Source organism: Actinoplanes sp. CA-131856 (genome assembly GCF_050956135.1).
GTDB lineage: Bacteria > Actinomycetota > Actinomycetes > Mycobacteriales > Micromonosporaceae > Actinoplanes.
Genome location: NZ_CP191849.1, coordinates 7,683,656 through 7,699,017, shown reverse-complemented (window position 1 = coordinate 7,699,017; position 15,362 = coordinate 7,683,656). Strand labels below are relative to the sequence as shown.

Sequence of the window (15,362 nt, the reverse complement as noted above, 5' to 3'; positions counted from 1 at the left end):
GCGCCGCCGCCGCGACGAAGGACCGGTCGTACCGATTCATCGACGACCACCTCAGGAGCTCAGATGCGCACTCTGTCCCTTCGCCGTGCGGCCACGGCCGGCGCGGTGACCATGCTCGCCTTCGGCGGAACCGTGGCGCTGGGCCTGACCCCGGCCTACGCCAAGGCGAACTCCCAGGTGTCGGTCGTGCACGGCATCCCCGGTCAGCCGGTCGATGTCTACGTGAACGGCGAGAAGACCATCCCGGACTTCCAGCCCGGTAAGGTCGCCGGCCCGCTGAGCCTACCCGCCGGGCAGTACGACATCGCGCTCACCAAGCCGGGCGAGGCCATCGGCAGCGCCCTGCTGAAGGTCGACGACGCCGAGGTGCCCGGTGGGGCGAACATCAGCCTGGTCGCGCACCTCACGGCGGACGGCAAGCCGACGCTGACGCCGTTCGTCAACGACACGGGCAAGCTGGCGGCGGGCAAGGCCCGCCTGATCGTGCGGCACACGGCGGCGGCGCCGGCGGTGGACGTACGGGCCGGCGGGCAGCCGGTCTTCTCCGACGTCACCAACGGCAAGGAGGGCAAGGCGGACGTCGACGCCGGCACCGTCTCGGCGGATGTGGTCCTGGCGGGCACGCAGACCCGCGTACTCGGGCCGGCCGATCTTGACCTCAAGGAGGGAACGGCGACCATCGTGTACGCGGTCGGCTCGGCCGAGGACAAGACCCTCGACCTGGTGACCCAGTCGATCACCGGCCTGCACTCGGCGCCGGGCGGCGTGCCCAGCGGCGACGGCGGCCGGGCCGACGGCAACGGCTCGCTGCCCTGGTACGGCGTGGGCGCGGTCGGCATCCTGCTGGCCGCGTTCGGGATCACGCGGCTGGCGACCGGACGTCGATGAGCTCACGTGGCGGCACGCCCCGGACCCGTCCGGGGCGTGCCCTGTCCCTCATCGTTTCCGGTGTGGCCCTGGCCGTGACGGCCGCCGTGGTCGCCTGCCAGTCACAGCCGGCGGACGACTTCGGCGCCCCGGCGGTCACCGCACTGGCTTCCTCGGCCCCGGCGGCGACCGCGCCGGCTTCCTCAGCCCCGGTGGCGACCGCGCCGCGCGTGCCCATCCAGGACGGGGCGCTGCCACGGGCCGCCTCCACCGCCGACGGCCCGGCCCGGCTGCGCATCCCCGCCCTCGACCTCGACGCGACGGTCGACGCGGTCGGCATCGACAAGGCCACCGGCGACTTCGCCGTCCCGCCCAGCGTCGACCGGGTCGGCTGGTACCGGTACGGCCCTGGCTTCTCGGCGAAGGCCGGCTCGATCGTCATCGCCGGTCACGTGGACAGCGCGGCCGAGGGCGAGGGCGCGTTCTTCCGGCTCGGCCGCCTCGACGCGGGCGACAAGGTGACGCTCGCCGGACCGGACGGCCGGGAGCGCACGTTCGAGGTGATCGCCCGGGAGCGTTACCGCAAGACGGCCGTGCCGCTAGAGAAGTACTTCGCCCGCGACGGCGCGCCCCGGCTCACCTTGATCACGTGTGGGGGACCGTTCGACCAGAAGACGCGGCACTACCGCGACAACGTGGTGATCACCGCGGCCGCCCTGCCGTGATGGTCCGCACGTCCGGCCGGCTCAGGCCCGGCTCTTCTGGCCGGGGGTGATGTAGTCGATCCACACCACGTCCCCGCTGTCCAGGCGCAGGGTCACCGTCGCGTTCCAGGGGACGGCGACCGGCAGTGTCACGTCGGCCCAGGCGGTGGCCGAGCCCTGATCGGGCAGGGCGACGCTGTGCCGTGCGACGCCGTTCACCAGGACGGTGAGCCGCACGTTCCCGGTGGTCGTCGCGTAGCGCAGGCCGAGCGTGCGGCCGCTCGCGACGTGGTCGAACTGCAGGGACGCGCCGTTGGCGTAGATGAGCGCGGTCCGGTCGTTCGAGGCGGTGGTGTCGGCGATCGCGATGCCGGTGGTGCCGCCCTGCGGGAGGTCGGCGTACTCGCCCTCGGAGCGGCCCGGCCCGGAGAAGTCGGGCGCCTCGAAGTCGCGGGACCAGCGCGGCCCGTGCTCGTACAGCGGCTTGCTGATCTCGGCCCGGAAGCGGGCCAGGATGAGCGGGTCGGCCTGGACGCGGCTGTCGCCCCAATATCCGTTGGCGCAGGCGCCCGGCCGGCAGTTCCACATCGACTGCGACTTCCAGTCGGTGTTGATGTAGGCGATGCCGCGGATGATGTCGCGGTTGCGCTCGACGAACCGGAAGTACGGCGCGTACCAGGTGTCCCAGATCTGCTGGGCGGTGACCTTCACCGTCGGGTGCGGTCCGCCGGTGGCCGGGTCGACGAAGATGCATCCGGCGGTCTTGGCGCCGTTGTCGAAGCCCTGCGGCGCCGACTCGGAGACGAACACCGGCTTGCGGTGCCGGCGGGCGAAGTCGAGCAGCGACTGTTGCACCGCGATCGGGGTGGCGGCGATGTTCTCCGGCTTCTCACAGCCCCATTGGTAGCGGTCGAACTGCTCGCCGTAGAAGTGCGACAGTCCGGCCCAGTCGACGTAGTCGTCGCCGGGATACCAGCGGTCCCAGTGCCCGGCCGTGGTCGCCGCGTACGGCTCCTTCTCGGCGCGCGGCCAGGCCGCGCTCTGCCAGACGGTCGCGATCCGGCGGGCGCCGAGCTGGTCGATGCGGCGGGCGATGTAGCGGTACGCCTGCTTGTACAGCTCCGGGTCGTAGGCGTTCCAGTTGCCGTCGAACTCGTAGCCGATGCGCAGGAACACCTCGCGCCCGGTCCGGTCGAGATAGGTGAGGAACTCGTCGAGCCACTCGCGGTAGCGGGCCACGGTCGCGGCGTCGGCGGTTCCGGCGTACGCCTTCAGCGGCGTCTGTGCCGGGTCGGACAGATAGAGGCCGACGGCCAGGCCGCCGCCGAACTCGTTGATGGTGGCCGGGAAGTCGTTCTCACCCGAGCCGTAGTCGGTGGGCTGGAACATGCCGCTCATCGGCGAGCCGACGAGGTTGGTGTAGAGGGTGACGCCGGCCGGGCGGGGAAAGCGGCGGTCGGTGTCGAGCACGCCGGTCTTCAGGTCGTGCAGCGTGGTGCTGTCCTGGCCCATGTAGAACAGCACCCGCCCGCCGGGCGGCAGGTTACGGGCCGTCAACGGGCGGTGGGCCTCGGCCGGTTGCGGCGCGATGGCCAGCACGATGGTGGCGGCGAGCAGGGCGGATGCCAGTTTCATCAGCAAAGGGACTCCTCGGATGCCGGTGGATGCGGCGACCGTAGGCCCGTGACCTGGCGGCGACCCAGAGGTTTCGAAACAGCCTTTGCTTTCTTGATGCCTAGAACTACTATGCCTCGTACTTCTAGGTATGAGGGAGGCGCCCGTGCGGGTGACCAAGGATCTGGTGGCCGCTTCGGCGACACCGATCGTGCTCGGCATCCTCGCCGAGGGGGAGAGTTACGGCTACGCCATCCTGCGGCGCATCGGTGACCTGTCAGGTGGGGAGCTGGACTGGACCGAGGGCTTCCTCTATCCGCTTCTGCACCGGCTGGAGCGTCTCGGGCACGTCGAGGCGAGCTGGCAGGCGGTGGCCGGGGAGCGGCGCCGCAAGTACTACCGCATCACCCCGCAGGGCCGGGCCGAGCTGGCCGAGCAAAAACGTCAATGGCAGACCGTGGTCGGAGCGCTCACCCAGGTCTGGCCGCTGTTCATTCCGCTGGAGGGCACCGCGTGACTGTCGTGAATGACGAGCTGGAGGACCAGTTCGTGCGGTGGCGGGAGTACGTGCGCCGCCGACCCGAGCTGGTGGAGTCCGACGCCGACGAGTTGGAGGACCATCTCCGGCACTCGGTCGACGAGCTGGTGATGCTCGGCCTGAGCCGCGACGAGGCGTTCCTCGTCGCGGTCAAGCGGATGGGCGGGCTGGACGAGCTGTCGCGGGAGTTCGCCCGCGAGCATTCGGAACGGCTGTGGAAGCAGCTCATGTTCACCGGCGAGCCCGGCGTGCCGGGCAAGAGCCGCGACCTCGCCGCGATGCTGGTCTGCGCGTTCGGCGCCGTTGTCTCGATCAAGGTGCCCGCGCTGTTCGGGTTGTCCTGGCAGGACTTCGGCGTCTTCTACGGCGCCAACCTCAGCCTGTTCGCCCTGCCCTGGCTGGCCGCCTTCCTGCTGTGGCGGCGCCGGCCCGCGACCTGGGTCTACGGGGTGCTGGTGGCCCTGTTCGCGCTCGGCGCCGTGGTGGCCAACGCCTATCCGCTCGGCGAGAGCGACCAGTCGGCCGGTCTGGTCATGACGCATCTGCCGGCTGCGTTGTGGCTGGTGCTGGGTCTGGCGTACGTCTCGGACGACCTGCGCTCGTCACGCCGGCGCATGGACTTCATCCGGTTCACCGGCGAATGGTTCGTCTACTTCGTGCTCATGATGCTGGGTGGCGGGGTCCTCATCGCCTTCCTCTACGGCATCTTCGAGGCCATCGGCATCGGAGCCGACGATCTCATCCAGGGCTGGGTGGTGCCGTGCGGTCTGGTGGCCGCGGCCGTCGTCGGCGGCTGGCTGGTCGAGGTCAAGCAGGGCGTCATCGAGAACATCGCACCCGTGCTGACCCGCCTGTTCACCCCCTTGTTCACCGTCACGCTGCTGGCCTACCTCGTCGTCATCGGCTGGAACGGCAAGGGCATCGACGTCGACCGCAGTGCGCTGGTCATGTTCGACCTGCTGCTCGCGGTGGTCCTCGGCCTGCTGCTCTATTCGCTGTCGGCCCGTGACCCGCGGGCGCCGCGCGGGCCGTTCGACATGATGCAGCTCGCCCTCGTGATCAGCGCCCTGCTCATCGACGCCCTGGTGCTCTACACGATGGCCGGCCGGATCGCCGAGTACGGCACCACGCCCAACAACGTGACGGCGATCGGCCAGAACATCGTGCTGCTGGTCAATCTCGCCTGGTCGGCGTGGCTGCTGTTCGGGTTCGTGCGCCGGCGGTCCGGCTTCGCGGCCATCGAGCGGTGGCAGACCTTCTACCTTCCGGTGTACGCCGTGTGGTTCTGGACCGTCGTCCTCATCCTGCCCCCGGTGTTCGGCTTCCGGTGATCAGTGGCGGGACTGGGCCGAGGCGAATCCGAGCCAGGTGTGCCGGTTGCCGGCCCAGCACCAGCCGACCTTCGGGGCGCGGCGGCGGGCGGCGCCGTCGCGCCCGGTCCCGTTGCTGATCCAGATGGCGGGGGTCCGGGCGTCGAGGGCGCCGCCCTTGGGCTTGCGGGAGCCGATGGTCATGAAGCAGTGGTTGGGTTCGAGTATCTTCGGCTCCTGGAGCAGCCAGCTGATGCCCTCGTTGACGGTGAGCGGCGTCCGACCGCGCTCGAGGATCGCGGGCAGGGCCTCGTTCGGGCTCCAGTTGCGCATGTCGTCGCCGCGGTCGGGTTCGCGCAGGAGATAGAACGGCCCGGCCGGCACGGCGAGGCCGTCGAGGGGAACGAAGTCGTCGAGGTCGGTCATGTCCTCGACGACGAAGCCGGGCTTGTCGTGGTGGCGCAGCAGCGGTGCCAGTTGGCGGGCGGTGGCCAGCGAGGGATGCACGACCAGCACGCTGCCGGGCTCGTCGGGCAGCGCGGCGACGTGAGCGGCGAGGTCGGCCGCGCCGGCGCCGGTGATGCCGGCGAGACCGGCTTCGAGCAGGCGGTCCAGTTGGAGAGTCAGGCTCATACGGCGCACAACTCCGTATGCTATACGGATTATTCCGGTGCTCCGGCCGGAGCCGGAGCACCGTCACTCATCGGCGCGTCTTGGGCAGGTCGAACTGGTCGGCGGCCTTGCAGTCCTTCTGGGTGCCGATCGCGGCCGGGCCCAGCTCGTCGAGGGCCGCACGGGCGCGCTGGCGGCCGAGGTTCCACGCGTACCAGGGGTCGGGCTCCTTGAGGTCCTCGGCTATCCAGCTGAGCGTGCACCGGCGTACAGGGTCTGGCAATTTGGTCAAAGCTGGAGTCGCGTCGGCCGAAAGAGCCCGCAGATACCAGGCGTCGATCTTGCCCGAGCCCTCGTAGCGCGCGGCGTTGCGGCTGGCCACATAGCCCTCGGGGTCCAGGGCGGCCAGGCCCAGCAGCATCAGGACGGCGAGACCGACGGTCGAGGCCGGAATCCAGCGGCCCTGCCACTTGATGCCGGCGGCCGCGATCATGACGAAGATGACGCCGAGCAGCATCTCGGACGCCATGACGAAGATCCGCTCGCCGGTGAAGCTGTAGACGCGCTGGTACTCCCACATCCGCGACAGGGCGGAGGCCACGATGACGACGCTGAGGGCACAGAGCAGACCCAGCAGTACGCGCAACAGCAACCGTTCGGTCCGGGTGTCCCGCTTCGACCAGCGGGCCAGGGCCGCGATCAGGGCCAGCGACAGCAGCGTGACCGCCACCAGCTGCCAGAAGCCGCTGCGGGCGTACTGGGAGTAGCTCAGCCCGGCCGTCTTGAGCACGTGCCGGCTTCCCCCGAACAGCACGGTGAACTGCACCGCCACGAAGCCGGCGAAGAGCAGCACCAGCGCGGCGCCGGCCGGTGCCCACTCGATCAGGCCGAACCGGCCCTTCCCGCGGGTGTCCATGCTGGAGAGCGCCGGGGGCGCGGCGAGCGTGTAGACGCCGGACACGGCGAGCAGGCCGCCGGCCGCCGCCAGGAAGATCCACTGGAAGATCGCCCCGGCGCCGAAGTCGGGCACGGCGTCGTCCAGCAGCTGCGAGAACGCGACATCGGCGGAGGACAGCAGCGCGCCGAAGACGAGAAGCACGACGGCGGTGAGGGCGGCCGAGAAGAAGATCCGCCGGGTGATGCCGGGGTTGCGGCCCCCGGCCAGATGCCGGCGGACCCACGGGATGCCGGCCAGCGCCGCGTACGGGGCGGCGACCAGGCTGAACAGGATCGACCGGACCTGACGGCCGCCGACGATGGCCAGGGCGGTGCAGCCGATCGCGCCCAGCACGCTGAACGTCACCAGCCACCACGCGTTGCGGAAGGCCGGGACGAGCAGCAGGGCGAGCGCGGCCGCGGCCCAGCCGGAACGGATCAGCCGTTCGCGGCGCGACAGGTCCTTGGACGTGCGGACCGCGAACCCGACGCCGAGCGTCAGCGCGAGCCAGCCGAGGAACCAGCCGATGCCGACCCGGTCCAGCGGCAGGAAGATCAGGAAGCCGAGGGCGCCGGCCAGCACGCCGGCGGGGGCGGCCCAGCCCTTGGCCGGCTTGGGTCCGGGCCAGTGCTTCTCGCGGAAGGTCTGCCAGGCGCTGGGCGGGCGCTCGTACGTGACGAACGGGCGCCCGGGCTGCCCAGGGTGTCCGGGCTGGCCGGACTGGCCGGGCCTTCCGGGCTGGGTGTAGGGCTGAGGTTGCGGGCGCTGGGCGAGCGCCGCTTGCGGGTTCAGCGGTGGGACCACCCGGGGCTCCTGGACGGTGGTCGCCGGGGTCGCCGCGGGCTTCTCAACCCGCTGAGAGGCGGCGGCTGCCGCGGGTTGTTCAACCGGCTGGGAGGCGGCGGGTGCCGCGGGTTGTTCAATCGGCCGGGAGGCGGCAGGCGCCGCGGTCGGGTCGGCTGGCTTCGAGACGGCCGGCGTGGCGTTGGCCGGCGCGGCGGGATTGTCAGCTGGCGTGGTGACGGCCCGCGTCGCGGCGTCCGGCGTGGTGGCATTTGGGGAGGAAGCAGTCGGCGTGGTGACGTCCGGAGTGGAGGCAGCTGACGCGGTGACGGCTGGCGTCGGGGCGGCCTGAGCGGGGGCGACCTGGATGGTCGGGGGAGCGGCCTGCTTCGGGGCGGTCGGCGGGGTCGGCGGGGCCGCTGCCGGGGTGGCTGCCTCGACCTGGATCATCGGGAGGAACACCGCGTATCCCCGCGTGCCGGACGGGATCTGGACCGGGATCGCCCAGGCCGTCTCTCCCTCGGCTCCCGGCCAGACGAGCGAGGGAATCGCGTCGTTGGGCGGCATGACCAGCAGCTGGGGCGCCGGCGGGGGAACGTCTTCGGCCCGGTCCGGTGGACCGGGCTGCTTCGGTGGCAGGTCCGCCACTGCACCCTCCTTGGTTGATCCGATGGACGTCGCACGTACGACAGAACGGGTCCGTATCGCCGCGACGCCTGGAGAGTAGACCACGAGAACAACCCGGTGGGCTACACCGCTTATCCGACGAGGCCGATGTCGTAGGCGAGGATGACCGCCTGGACGCGGTTGCGCAGGTTCAGTTTGGACAGCACGCTGCCGACGTGCGTCTTGACCGTGGCCTCGGAGACCACGAGTTGCGCGGCGATCTCGGTGTTGGACAGGCCGGTGGCCACCGCCCGCAGCACCTCGCGCTCGCGCGGCGTCAGCCGGTCGAGGACCGCCTGGGCGCGGCCGGCCGGCACGGGCAGGTGGCTGGTGTACGCCGTGAGCAGGCTCCGGGTGATGCGCGGGGAGACGACCGCGTCGCCGTCGGCCACCGCCCGGACGGCCCGGGCCAGCTCGTCGACCGGCACGTCCTTGAGCACGAAGCCGCTGGCGCCGGCGCGCAACGCCGCGAAGGCGTACTCGTCCAGGTCGAAGGTCGTCAGAACGAGCACGCGGGCCGCCGGGTCGCGGGCCACGATCCGGCGGGTGGCCTCGATGCCGTCGACGCCGGGCATGCGGACGTCCATGAGGATCACTTCGGGGCGCAACTCGATGGTCAGCCGCACCGCCTCGGCCCCGTCCGGCGCCTCGCCGACGACGTCGATGTCGCCGGTCTCCTCCAGGATCATCCGGAACCCGGCCCGGATGAGGGCCTGATCGTCGACCAGCAGCAGGCGGATCGTCATCGGGCCGCGGCCCCGGCCGGCAGGACAAGGTCGGCGTGGACGCGCCAGCCGCCGAGGGGATCGGGACCCGCGGTGACCGTGCCGTCATAGATCGCGGCCCGTTCACGCATGCCCACGATGCCGTGCCCGGCGTCCGCCCGCCCGTGCCCGGCGTCCGCCGGCCCGTGCCCGGCGTCCGCCGGCCCGTGATCGGCGTCCGCCCGGCCGTGACCGGTCTGCGCGCGGCTGTGCCGGGCGTCCGTCCGGCCGTGACCGGCGGTCGCGCGGCCCGGATCGGAGGCTCCGTCGTCGTGCACGTCGACGGTGGCGGAGCCGGGCGCGAGGGCGACGGCGACGCTGACCCGGCGGGCCCCGGTCGCGTGCTTGAGCGTGTTGGTCAGGGCCTCCTGCACGATCCGGTAGACCGTCAGCTCGGCTCCGGGCGGCATGCCGTCGGCGGCGCCGGTGACGGCCGACTCGACGGTCAGGCCGGTCGCCCGGACCTGGTCGATCAGCTCGCCGAGCTGCGCGAGACCGGGCTGAGGATGGCGCGGCTGGGGCGGGCCGGGCTGGAACTGGGTCTGGCCAGGCTGGGTCTGGCCGGGCTGGGGCCGGCCGGGCTGGGACTGGCGGTCGCCGGTGACCGGCCCCTCGTGCAGGACGCCGAGCAGTCGGCGCATCTCGGCCAAGGCCTGCCGCCCGGTGTCCGAGACCTGGCGCATGGCCTCGCCGGCCCGCTGCGGCTCCTTGGCCTGCTTGCGGGCGGCGCCCTCGGACAGGGTCACCATGACGGCCAGGCTGTGGGCGATGATGTCGTGCATCTCCGAGGCGATACGCGTGCGCTCGGCGAAGGCCGCCTGCTGGACGGCGGCGCGCAGGGCGTCGCGCCTCTGCCGCGCGTTGGCACCGAGCAACAGGGCCGTGACCACCGGACCGGACAGCAGCAGGAACGTCTCGGACCAGGACCCTGTGCCGGCCCACGAGCCGGTCTCCGGCCAGCGGAGCGCGGCCAGCAGGGCGCCCGCCTCGACGACACCGGCGGCGGCGATCGCCACCCGCATCGGATAGCGGCTCGCCACCGTGTAGAGCCAGACCAGCAGGGCCAGGTCGGCCGCCACCCGCACGTCGGCCAGCCATTGGGCCAGCGCCACGACGACCGCGAGGGCGAACATCCGGAGCGGGAACCTCCGCCGCCAGATGAGCGGGACCACGAGCAGAACGCTGAACAGCACGTACGCCCAGAGCTGCGGGTCGGCGTGCGTGGCGTGATAGGAGATCTGGGGAACGGCCACGGCCGCCACCACCGCCGCCGGCGCCACGTCGACCGCCACCTGCCGAAGCGTCATGGGGGTCAGCCTAGGTAGCCGTCCGCCGGACCGCGTCCGACCCCGTGCCGAGGTTCGCCTCATCCTTTGGTCGTAGAACGCCCGGCCGAAGACCATCACGCGGCCCGAGGTTCGGGGGCCGGGCCGTTCGTACGGTCGGATCCATGTCATTCGAGACCAGCCCGGCCTACGACCGCGTCCTGGCCGACGACCGGAACTACCACCTTGTGTTCCTCGTCGTCGGCGGCCTCTTCACCGTTCTCCTGCTGCTGCTCTGCGTGTTCTCGTGGGTGCGGTTCCGGCGGGCCCGCCGCCACACCGTCGCGCGGCGGACCCACCTCGGTTTCGGGGTGGCGAGCCTGACCCTCGGCCTGTTCATGCTCGTCGCCTGGTGGGCGAACCTGACCAGCGTCGTCGACCCCCGGAAGACCCTGTCCGGCACCACCTTCTCGCCGGTGGGGCGGAAGTGGCTCGAGGGTGGCCGCGCCGAGCTCTCGCCGGCGCTCCAGCAGGCGATCGACGAGCGGCTCGCCTGGCAGCGGCCCAAGGCCGTCGTCTGCGCCGTGCTGCTCGTGGCCCTGGTGGCGCTGACCGTGTTCCTCTGGCGGACGATCCTCCGCCGGGCCACCGGGCGCCGGCTGCTGGTCGGCGCCGGCATCCTGTCGGCCGCCGGGTGCGTGCTGCTGATGCTCATGGTCATCGGGAACACGGAAGGCGCGCTGGCCCCGCTGACCCTGACCGTGATCTACGGCTGAGCGCGCCGCTCCCGCCGCCAGACGGCGGAGGACCAGCGGGCCGGAGTCAGAGCCTGTTCGGCCGGGGCGAAGCCGGCCGGCAGACCCGGGCGCCGCCACGTGTCCGGTGGGTGGCCGGCCGGCAGCCACTCGCGGCGCCAGATGCCCAGGGCGGTGTCGAGATCGGTCAGGGCCGGCGCCAACCGGTCGTCGAGCGGCGTGCGCAGGTGCTCGGCCCACAGCCGGGTGCGCAGGTCGCGGACCAGCGGGCCGCTGGTGACGAAGGTGGACGTGATCTCGCTGTCGGTGCCGACCATCGAGCGGCTGAAGAAGTTGGCCGAGCCGATGCTGGCGAACACGTCGTCGACGAGCATCAGCTTGGTGTGGACGGTCAGGTTGTCGACGCGGTACATGACCACGTTGCGGCGGGCCTCCACCGGCAGCCGGGCCAGGACCCGCCACCGCAGGTCACGGGTGATCACCGGGCGGACGGTGCTGTCGCCGCCGTCGGCCGGGTCGCGGCGGCCGGAACCGATCAGAATGATCTTGACGCCGCGCTCGGCGGCCGCGCGCAACTGGCCGAAGAGCTGGAACCGCGGGTCGCCGCCGGGCGACTCGTGGAAGTACTGGTCCTCCAGGTAGATGTAGCGTTCGGCGGCGCCGATCGCAGTGATCATCGAGTGGTAGATCTCCTGGATGCCGGCCCGGACCACGTTCGCCCGGCGCATGCGGCGCAGAGCGCGGTGGCGATAGAGCGACCACGGCCGATAGGAGCGCACCACCTGCACCGCGGTCCCGTCGGCCGGGTGTTCCGGCTGCTGGGGCACCGGCGGCACCTCGCGCGGCGGGGTCAGCGGGTTGATCCAGGTGAAGCCGCCGCTGGGCAGGTGGAAATACTCCGGCGGCAGGTTCCTGCTGATGTACCGCGGCGGCAGGTCGGCGGTGTTCTGCCAGCGGAAGCGGAACGTCTCCCACACCCGTACGGCCGCCGGGCCCCGCAAACGCGCCGCCGCGTCGTGCCAGCCCCACCGATGGGCGCCGAGCCGCAGCCGGTGGTGCGGGTTGTGGTCGAAGCGGCTGGGGGAGAGGTCAAGACCGCCGACGTACGCCGTGAGCACACCGTCGTGCCGGAAGACCACGAGTTTCTGGTGGTTGGAGCCCAGCACCGGGCCGGACCAGTCGAGCAGCACGCGGTCCTCCAGCGGCGTCACGGCGTCGTGCGCCGGTGACTTCCACTGCCGGATCACCCGCGCGGCGATCGTGTTGGCCCGGAACGGCCCGACCGGCAGCCACGGCACGCCGCCGGAGAACTCGGCCGCGCTGAGCACGATCCGGACGTCGGTGCCGGTGGCCGCCTTCTCGGCCAGGACGTCGGCGAACGGCCGGTAGCCGGTCTCCCCGGCGACACGCCCGGTCAGGTCGAGATGGGGATCGGCCTGGTAGCTGGCGATGTAGACGGCGTCGCCGGGGCCGAGGGACCGCATGTGATCGGCCAGCTCGGTGAAGTAGGCGACGCCGTCGATGATCGGCTCGAAGTGGGAGTTCTCGGCGTAGACCGGGCACGCCTCGGTGGCCGGTGGAAGGTACCGGCCGATCAGATCGGTGAGCGACGGCGCGTGCGGCATGCCCGTGATTACACCGGAAACCGGCGCTTCCGTCGACGCCTGAGAAACGGTCGGAGTCGGTCGGGTTTCGCCGTTCCCGGGCGCCGTGACGGGATGATCGCTGAGGGCGAGCGGAAACGGGTGGTTGAACGGGGGAACGATGGCACGCGCCGCGAGGATGTGGCGTCGTCGTTCGGCTGCCCGTTCCGCTCTACCGGCTGGCCAGCAGGGCGCGGACGGCATCGGCTTCGTACATGCCGTGCTCGATGTAGAGGTTCAGGGCCCGCTCGAAATACGCGCGGGCCGAGGCCGGGTCACCCTGTGCGTCAAGGGTGTGGCCGAGGCCGGTGTAGGCGCGGGCCCGCTGCTCGGCCATGCCGTCGTCGCCCGTGATGGCCAGGGCCGCCTCGAAATGGGCGATCGACGCGCCGAGCCGGCCGGCCGCGCGGGTCGCCTCGCCCAGGCCGTTGAGGATGTCGGCCTCGGAGACGCGGTCGCCCGCCTCGCGTTTGACGGCCAGCGCCCGCTCGTGACACTCGATGGCCCGGCCGGGCTCGCCGAGCCGGGTGTGCACGAGGCCGAGGGCGTCCAGGGCGTCCGCCTCGAAGCTGCGGTTGCCGAGCCGGCGGCTCAGGGCCAGCGCCTCCCGGCAGTGCTCGCGGGCCTCGCCGAGCCGCCCGCGGCGCACCTCGATGTTCGCCATGTTGCTCAGGGCCTTGGCCACCCCGTCGAGGTCGCCGACCTCCCGGTGGGCCGCGAGCCCGCGGGTCAGGAAGTCGATCGCCTCGTCGAAGTTGCCGAGCGTCCCCTCGTTGTATCCGAGGTTGTGCAGGGCCCGGGCCTCGCCGATCCGGTCGTCGGCCTCGCGGTAGAGGGCGTACGCCTTCTCGTAGTGGACCTTCGAGGCCGCCGGGCCGCGATGGTAGAACTCCAGGTTGGCCCGGTTGATGACCGCGTGGGCCTGACCGCGGACGTCGTTGACGCTCCGGAACAGCCCGGCCGACCGTTCGAGCCGGTCGGCGGCCGGCTCGGTCCGGCCGAGCGAGGTGAACGCGACGCCCTGGGCCGACAGCGCCTTGGCCTCGGCCAGGGGGTCACCGGCCGCGCGGGCCGCCGACGCCGCGCGCTCGTTCACGGCCAGCAGATCGCGATAGCTCGTGTAGAGCAGGTAGTAGAACAGCACCTCGGCCAGGCGGGTGGTGTGGGCCGGCCATCCGTGGCCGGCGGCGTAGGCGGCCACGGCCATCAGCGTGGCGTGCTCGGCGCTCAGCCACGCCGAGGCGGCCTCGGGGCCGGGCAGGGCCGGCCCCTCCGTGGTCGTGCCGGGCGCCCGGGGCCGGCGGTCGGCGCCCGTGGGGTAGAGGATCGCCATGGCCCGCACGGCGGTGGCCAGATAGTGGTCGAGCAGGCGGGTCAGGGCGGCCCGGCGGGCGGCCGGGCGCTCCTGCTCCAGGGCCTGCTCGGCCGCGTGCAGGCGGATGAGGTCGTGCTGGGTGTAGCGGCCGTCGCCGGCGAGCTGGACCAGGTGGTCGTCGCAGAGCCGCCGGAGCCCGTCCCGCACCGTCTCGAGGTCGTCGCCGGTCAGCGCGGCCGCCGCGTGGGCGTCGAAGTCCTCGGCCGGGTGCAGGGCCACCAGCCGGAGCAGCCGCTGCCGGTCGGGGTCGAGGTTCTGATAGGAGCGGTCGAGGGTGAGGGCCACCCCGTCGTCCAGGCGCCCGGCCCGGCGGCGCTCGTCGAGCCACTCGGCGTGGTCGGCCAGGCGCCAGCCCGGTTTCGCCCGCACCTGCGCGGCGATCAGGCCGAGCGCGAGAGGCAGACGGCCGCAGAGCTCGGTGATGCGCGTGGCGGCGGCCGCGTCCTGGCGTACCACCGCCGTGCCGATCTCCTCGGTCAGGAACCGCAACGCCTCCGCCGGGCCGAACACCTCGAGGGTCAGCGCGACGGCCGGGCTCAGCGCGTCGAGGCTGCGGCGGCTGGTGACCAGGACCGCGCAGCCCGGCGTGTCCGGCAGCAGGGGACGGACCTGATCGGCGTCGACGGCGTTGTCCAGCACGATCAGCGTGCGGGTCCCGGCCAGCCGCTCGTTGTAGAGCCGACGGCAGGCCTCGAGGTCGTGCGGGATCGTCGAGCCGGGCACGCCGAGCGACCGCAGGAAGCCGTCCAGCACCGCGACCGGGTCGGCCGGCGGATGGCCGGGATCGGGATCGAAGCCGCGCAGGCTGACGAAGAGCGTCCGCTCGTGCGGGAGCTGGTGGGCCGCCCGCAGGGCCAGCTGGGTCTTGCCGACGCCGGCCATCCCCTCGATCGTCGCGATCGCGACCGGGCCGTCGGCGGTGAGCGCGTCCCGCAGGCGGCGCAGCTCGGCCGTCCGGCCGGTGAACAGCGCCAGGTCCGGCGGCAGGGTGTCGTGCACGCGGACCTGGGCGGCCGCTCGCCGCTCGCCGGCGATCGCCCGCAACGCCTGCTGCCACTGCGCCACATAGGCCGGATCGGGGTGCAGCGCCTGGACGATGGCCGTCACCAGCTCGGCGCTGAGCCGGCGCCGTCCGGGCCGGAAACAGTCGACGACGGTGGTGCGCCCGGCCAGTTCGCTGCCCGGGCGGCCGGCCCGGCGCCACGACGCGTTGACCAGGGCGGTGATCCGCGCGTAGGACGGGTCGCCGGCCCACGCCTTGAGCGAGCGGAGCCGCTCGGCCAGCTCGTCCACGGTCATGGCCACACCGGGGTCGGGTGGTTCCCGGCGGTCGCCACGCGGCGGCGCGCTGGTGGACAGAGCCCGTGTCACGGCGCGGTGGAGCGTCGCCAGGCTGGGCACGGGCGTGCCGCCGGCGATCAGCTCTCGATAGAGGGCCGACACATTGCCATCGAGGTGTGCCAAACGGTCGAGCAGTGCGGCATCGACGGTGAAACCAACGCGATCCAACAGTCGCAATCCCATGATCG

At 72.3% G+C, this 15,362-nt stretch carries 12 protein-coding genes; 5 read left to right on the top strand and 7 right to left on the bottom strand.

The window, feature by feature from the left end; all coding sequences use genetic code 11:
- Positions 1 to 63 precede the first annotated feature (63 nt).
- Together ACQP2X_RS35215 and ACQP2X_RS35210 are read left to right on the top strand one after the other, a co-directional pair.
- Complete coding sequence (locus tag ACQP2X_RS35215) at positions 64 to 888, top strand: DUF4397 domain-containing protein (protein WP_498689330.1); 825 nt, start codon at positions 64 to 66, stop codon at positions 886 to 888.
- Entirely contained in the window at positions 885 to 1,592 is a 708-nt protein-coding gene (locus ACQP2X_RS35210; protein ID WP_498689328.1) for a class F sortase, read from the top strand. The genes ACQP2X_RS35215 and ACQP2X_RS35210 overlap by 4 nt, the downstream gene beginning before the upstream one ends.
- Before the next feature lie 21 nt (positions 1,593 to 1,613).
- Here ACQP2X_RS35210 and ACQP2X_RS35205 read toward each other — a convergent pair whose 3' ends face one another.
- A complete protein-coding gene (locus tag ACQP2X_RS35205; RefSeq protein ID WP_498689327.1) occupies positions 1,614 to 3,206 on the bottom strand; it encodes a carbohydrate-binding domain-containing protein in 1,593 nt (530 codons plus the stop codon).
- 145 nt (positions 3,207 to 3,351) lie between these two features.
- Here ACQP2X_RS35205 and ACQP2X_RS35200 point away from each other — a divergent pair, with 145 nt between their 5' ends.
- Together ACQP2X_RS35200 and ACQP2X_RS35195 are read left to right on the top strand one after the other, a co-directional pair.
- The gene (locus ACQP2X_RS35200) at positions 3,352 to 3,702 is read left to right on the top strand and encodes a PadR family transcriptional regulator (RefSeq protein ID WP_498689326.1); all 351 of its coding nucleotides are present in this window, start codon (positions 3,352 to 3,354) and stop codon (positions 3,700 to 3,702) included.
- Positions 3,699 to 5,054, top strand: a complete 1,356-nt coding sequence (locus tag ACQP2X_RS35195; RefSeq protein WP_498689324.1) for a permease prefix domain 1-containing protein — start codon at positions 3,699 to 3,701, stop codon at positions 5,052 to 5,054. The genes ACQP2X_RS35200 and ACQP2X_RS35195 overlap by 4 nt, the downstream gene beginning before the upstream one ends.
- Here ACQP2X_RS35195 and ACQP2X_RS35190 read toward each other — a convergent pair whose 3' ends face one another.
- The 4 genes from ACQP2X_RS35190 to ACQP2X_RS35175 form a co-directional block, all read right to left on the bottom strand.
- Positions 5,055 to 5,666, bottom strand: a complete 612-nt coding sequence (locus ACQP2X_RS35190) for a DUF5701 family protein (protein WP_498689322.1) — start codon at positions 5,664 to 5,666, stop codon at positions 5,055 to 5,057. It lies immediately after the preceding gene.
- 67 nt (positions 5,667 to 5,733) lie between these two features.
- Entirely contained in the window at positions 5,734 to 8,013 is a 2,280-nt protein-coding gene (locus tag ACQP2X_RS35185) for a DUF4153 domain-containing protein (protein WP_498689321.1), read from the bottom strand.
- A gap of 110 nt (positions 8,014 to 8,123) precedes the next feature.
- Complete coding sequence (locus ACQP2X_RS35180) at positions 8,124 to 8,777, bottom strand: response regulator (RefSeq protein ID WP_498689320.1); 654 nt, start codon at positions 8,775 to 8,777, stop codon at positions 8,124 to 8,126.
- On the bottom strand, positions 8,774 to 10,102 hold the full coding sequence (locus ACQP2X_RS35175; protein ID WP_498689317.1) for a sensor histidine kinase: 1,329 nt from the start codon (positions 10,100 to 10,102) through the stop codon (positions 8,774 to 8,776). The genes ACQP2X_RS35180 and ACQP2X_RS35175 overlap by 4 nt, the downstream gene beginning before the upstream one ends.
- A 143-nt stretch (positions 10,103 to 10,245) precedes the next feature.
- Between ACQP2X_RS35175 and ACQP2X_RS35170 the strand changes: the two genes are divergently transcribed.
- Positions 10,246 to 10,836: a hypothetical protein gene (locus tag ACQP2X_RS35170; RefSeq protein WP_498689316.1), complete on the top strand. Its 591-nt coding sequence runs from the start codon at positions 10,246 to 10,248 to the stop codon at positions 10,834 to 10,836.
- Here ACQP2X_RS35170 and ACQP2X_RS35165 read toward each other — a convergent pair.
- Complete coding sequence (locus ACQP2X_RS35165; RefSeq protein ID WP_498689315.1) at positions 10,827 to 12,440, bottom strand: phospholipase D-like domain-containing protein; 1,614 nt, start codon at positions 12,438 to 12,440, stop codon at positions 10,827 to 10,829. The genes ACQP2X_RS35170 and ACQP2X_RS35165 overlap by 10 nt on opposite strands.
- 190 nt (positions 12,441 to 12,630) lie before the next feature.
- Positions 12,631 to 15,342 carry an ATP-binding protein gene (locus ACQP2X_RS35160; protein ID WP_498689313.1) on the bottom strand — a complete coding sequence of 904 codons (2,712 nt, stop codon included), beginning with the start codon at positions 15,340 to 15,342 and terminating at the stop codon, positions 12,631 to 12,633.
- Positions 15,343 to 15,362: the final 20 nt, after the last annotated feature.

Bases quoted from the DNA above. Each gene is read 5' to 3' on its own strand.
- ACQP2X_RS35190 (WP_498689322.1), bottom strand. From the start codon at position 5,666: ATGAGCCTGACTCTCCAACTGGACCGCCTGCTCGAAGCCGGTCTCGCC.
- ACQP2X_RS35165 (WP_498689315.1), bottom strand. From the start codon at position 12,440: ATGCCGCACGCGCCGTCGCTCACCGATCTGATCGGCCGGTACCTTCCA.
- ACQP2X_RS35210 (WP_498689328.1), top strand. From the start codon at position 885: ATGAGCTCACGTGGCGGCACGCCCCGGACCCGTCCGGGGCGTGCCCTG.
- ACQP2X_RS35215 (WP_498689330.1), top strand. From the start codon at position 64: ATGCGCACTCTGTCCCTTCGCCGTGCGGCCACGGCCGGCGCGGTGACC.
- ACQP2X_RS35205 (WP_498689327.1), bottom strand. From the start codon at position 3,206: ATGAAACTGGCATCCGCCCTGCTCGCCGCCACCATCGTGCTGGCCATC.
- ACQP2X_RS35175 (WP_498689317.1), bottom strand. From the start codon at position 10,102: ATGACGCTTCGGCAGGTGGCGGTCGACGTGGCGCCGGCGGCGGTGGTG.
- ACQP2X_RS35180 (WP_498689320.1), bottom strand. From the start codon at position 8,777: ATGACGATCCGCCTGCTGCTGGTCGACGATCAGGCCCTCATCCGGGCC.
- ACQP2X_RS35170 (WP_498689316.1), top strand. From the start codon at position 10,246: ATGTCATTCGAGACCAGCCCGGCCTACGACCGCGTCCTGGCCGACGAC.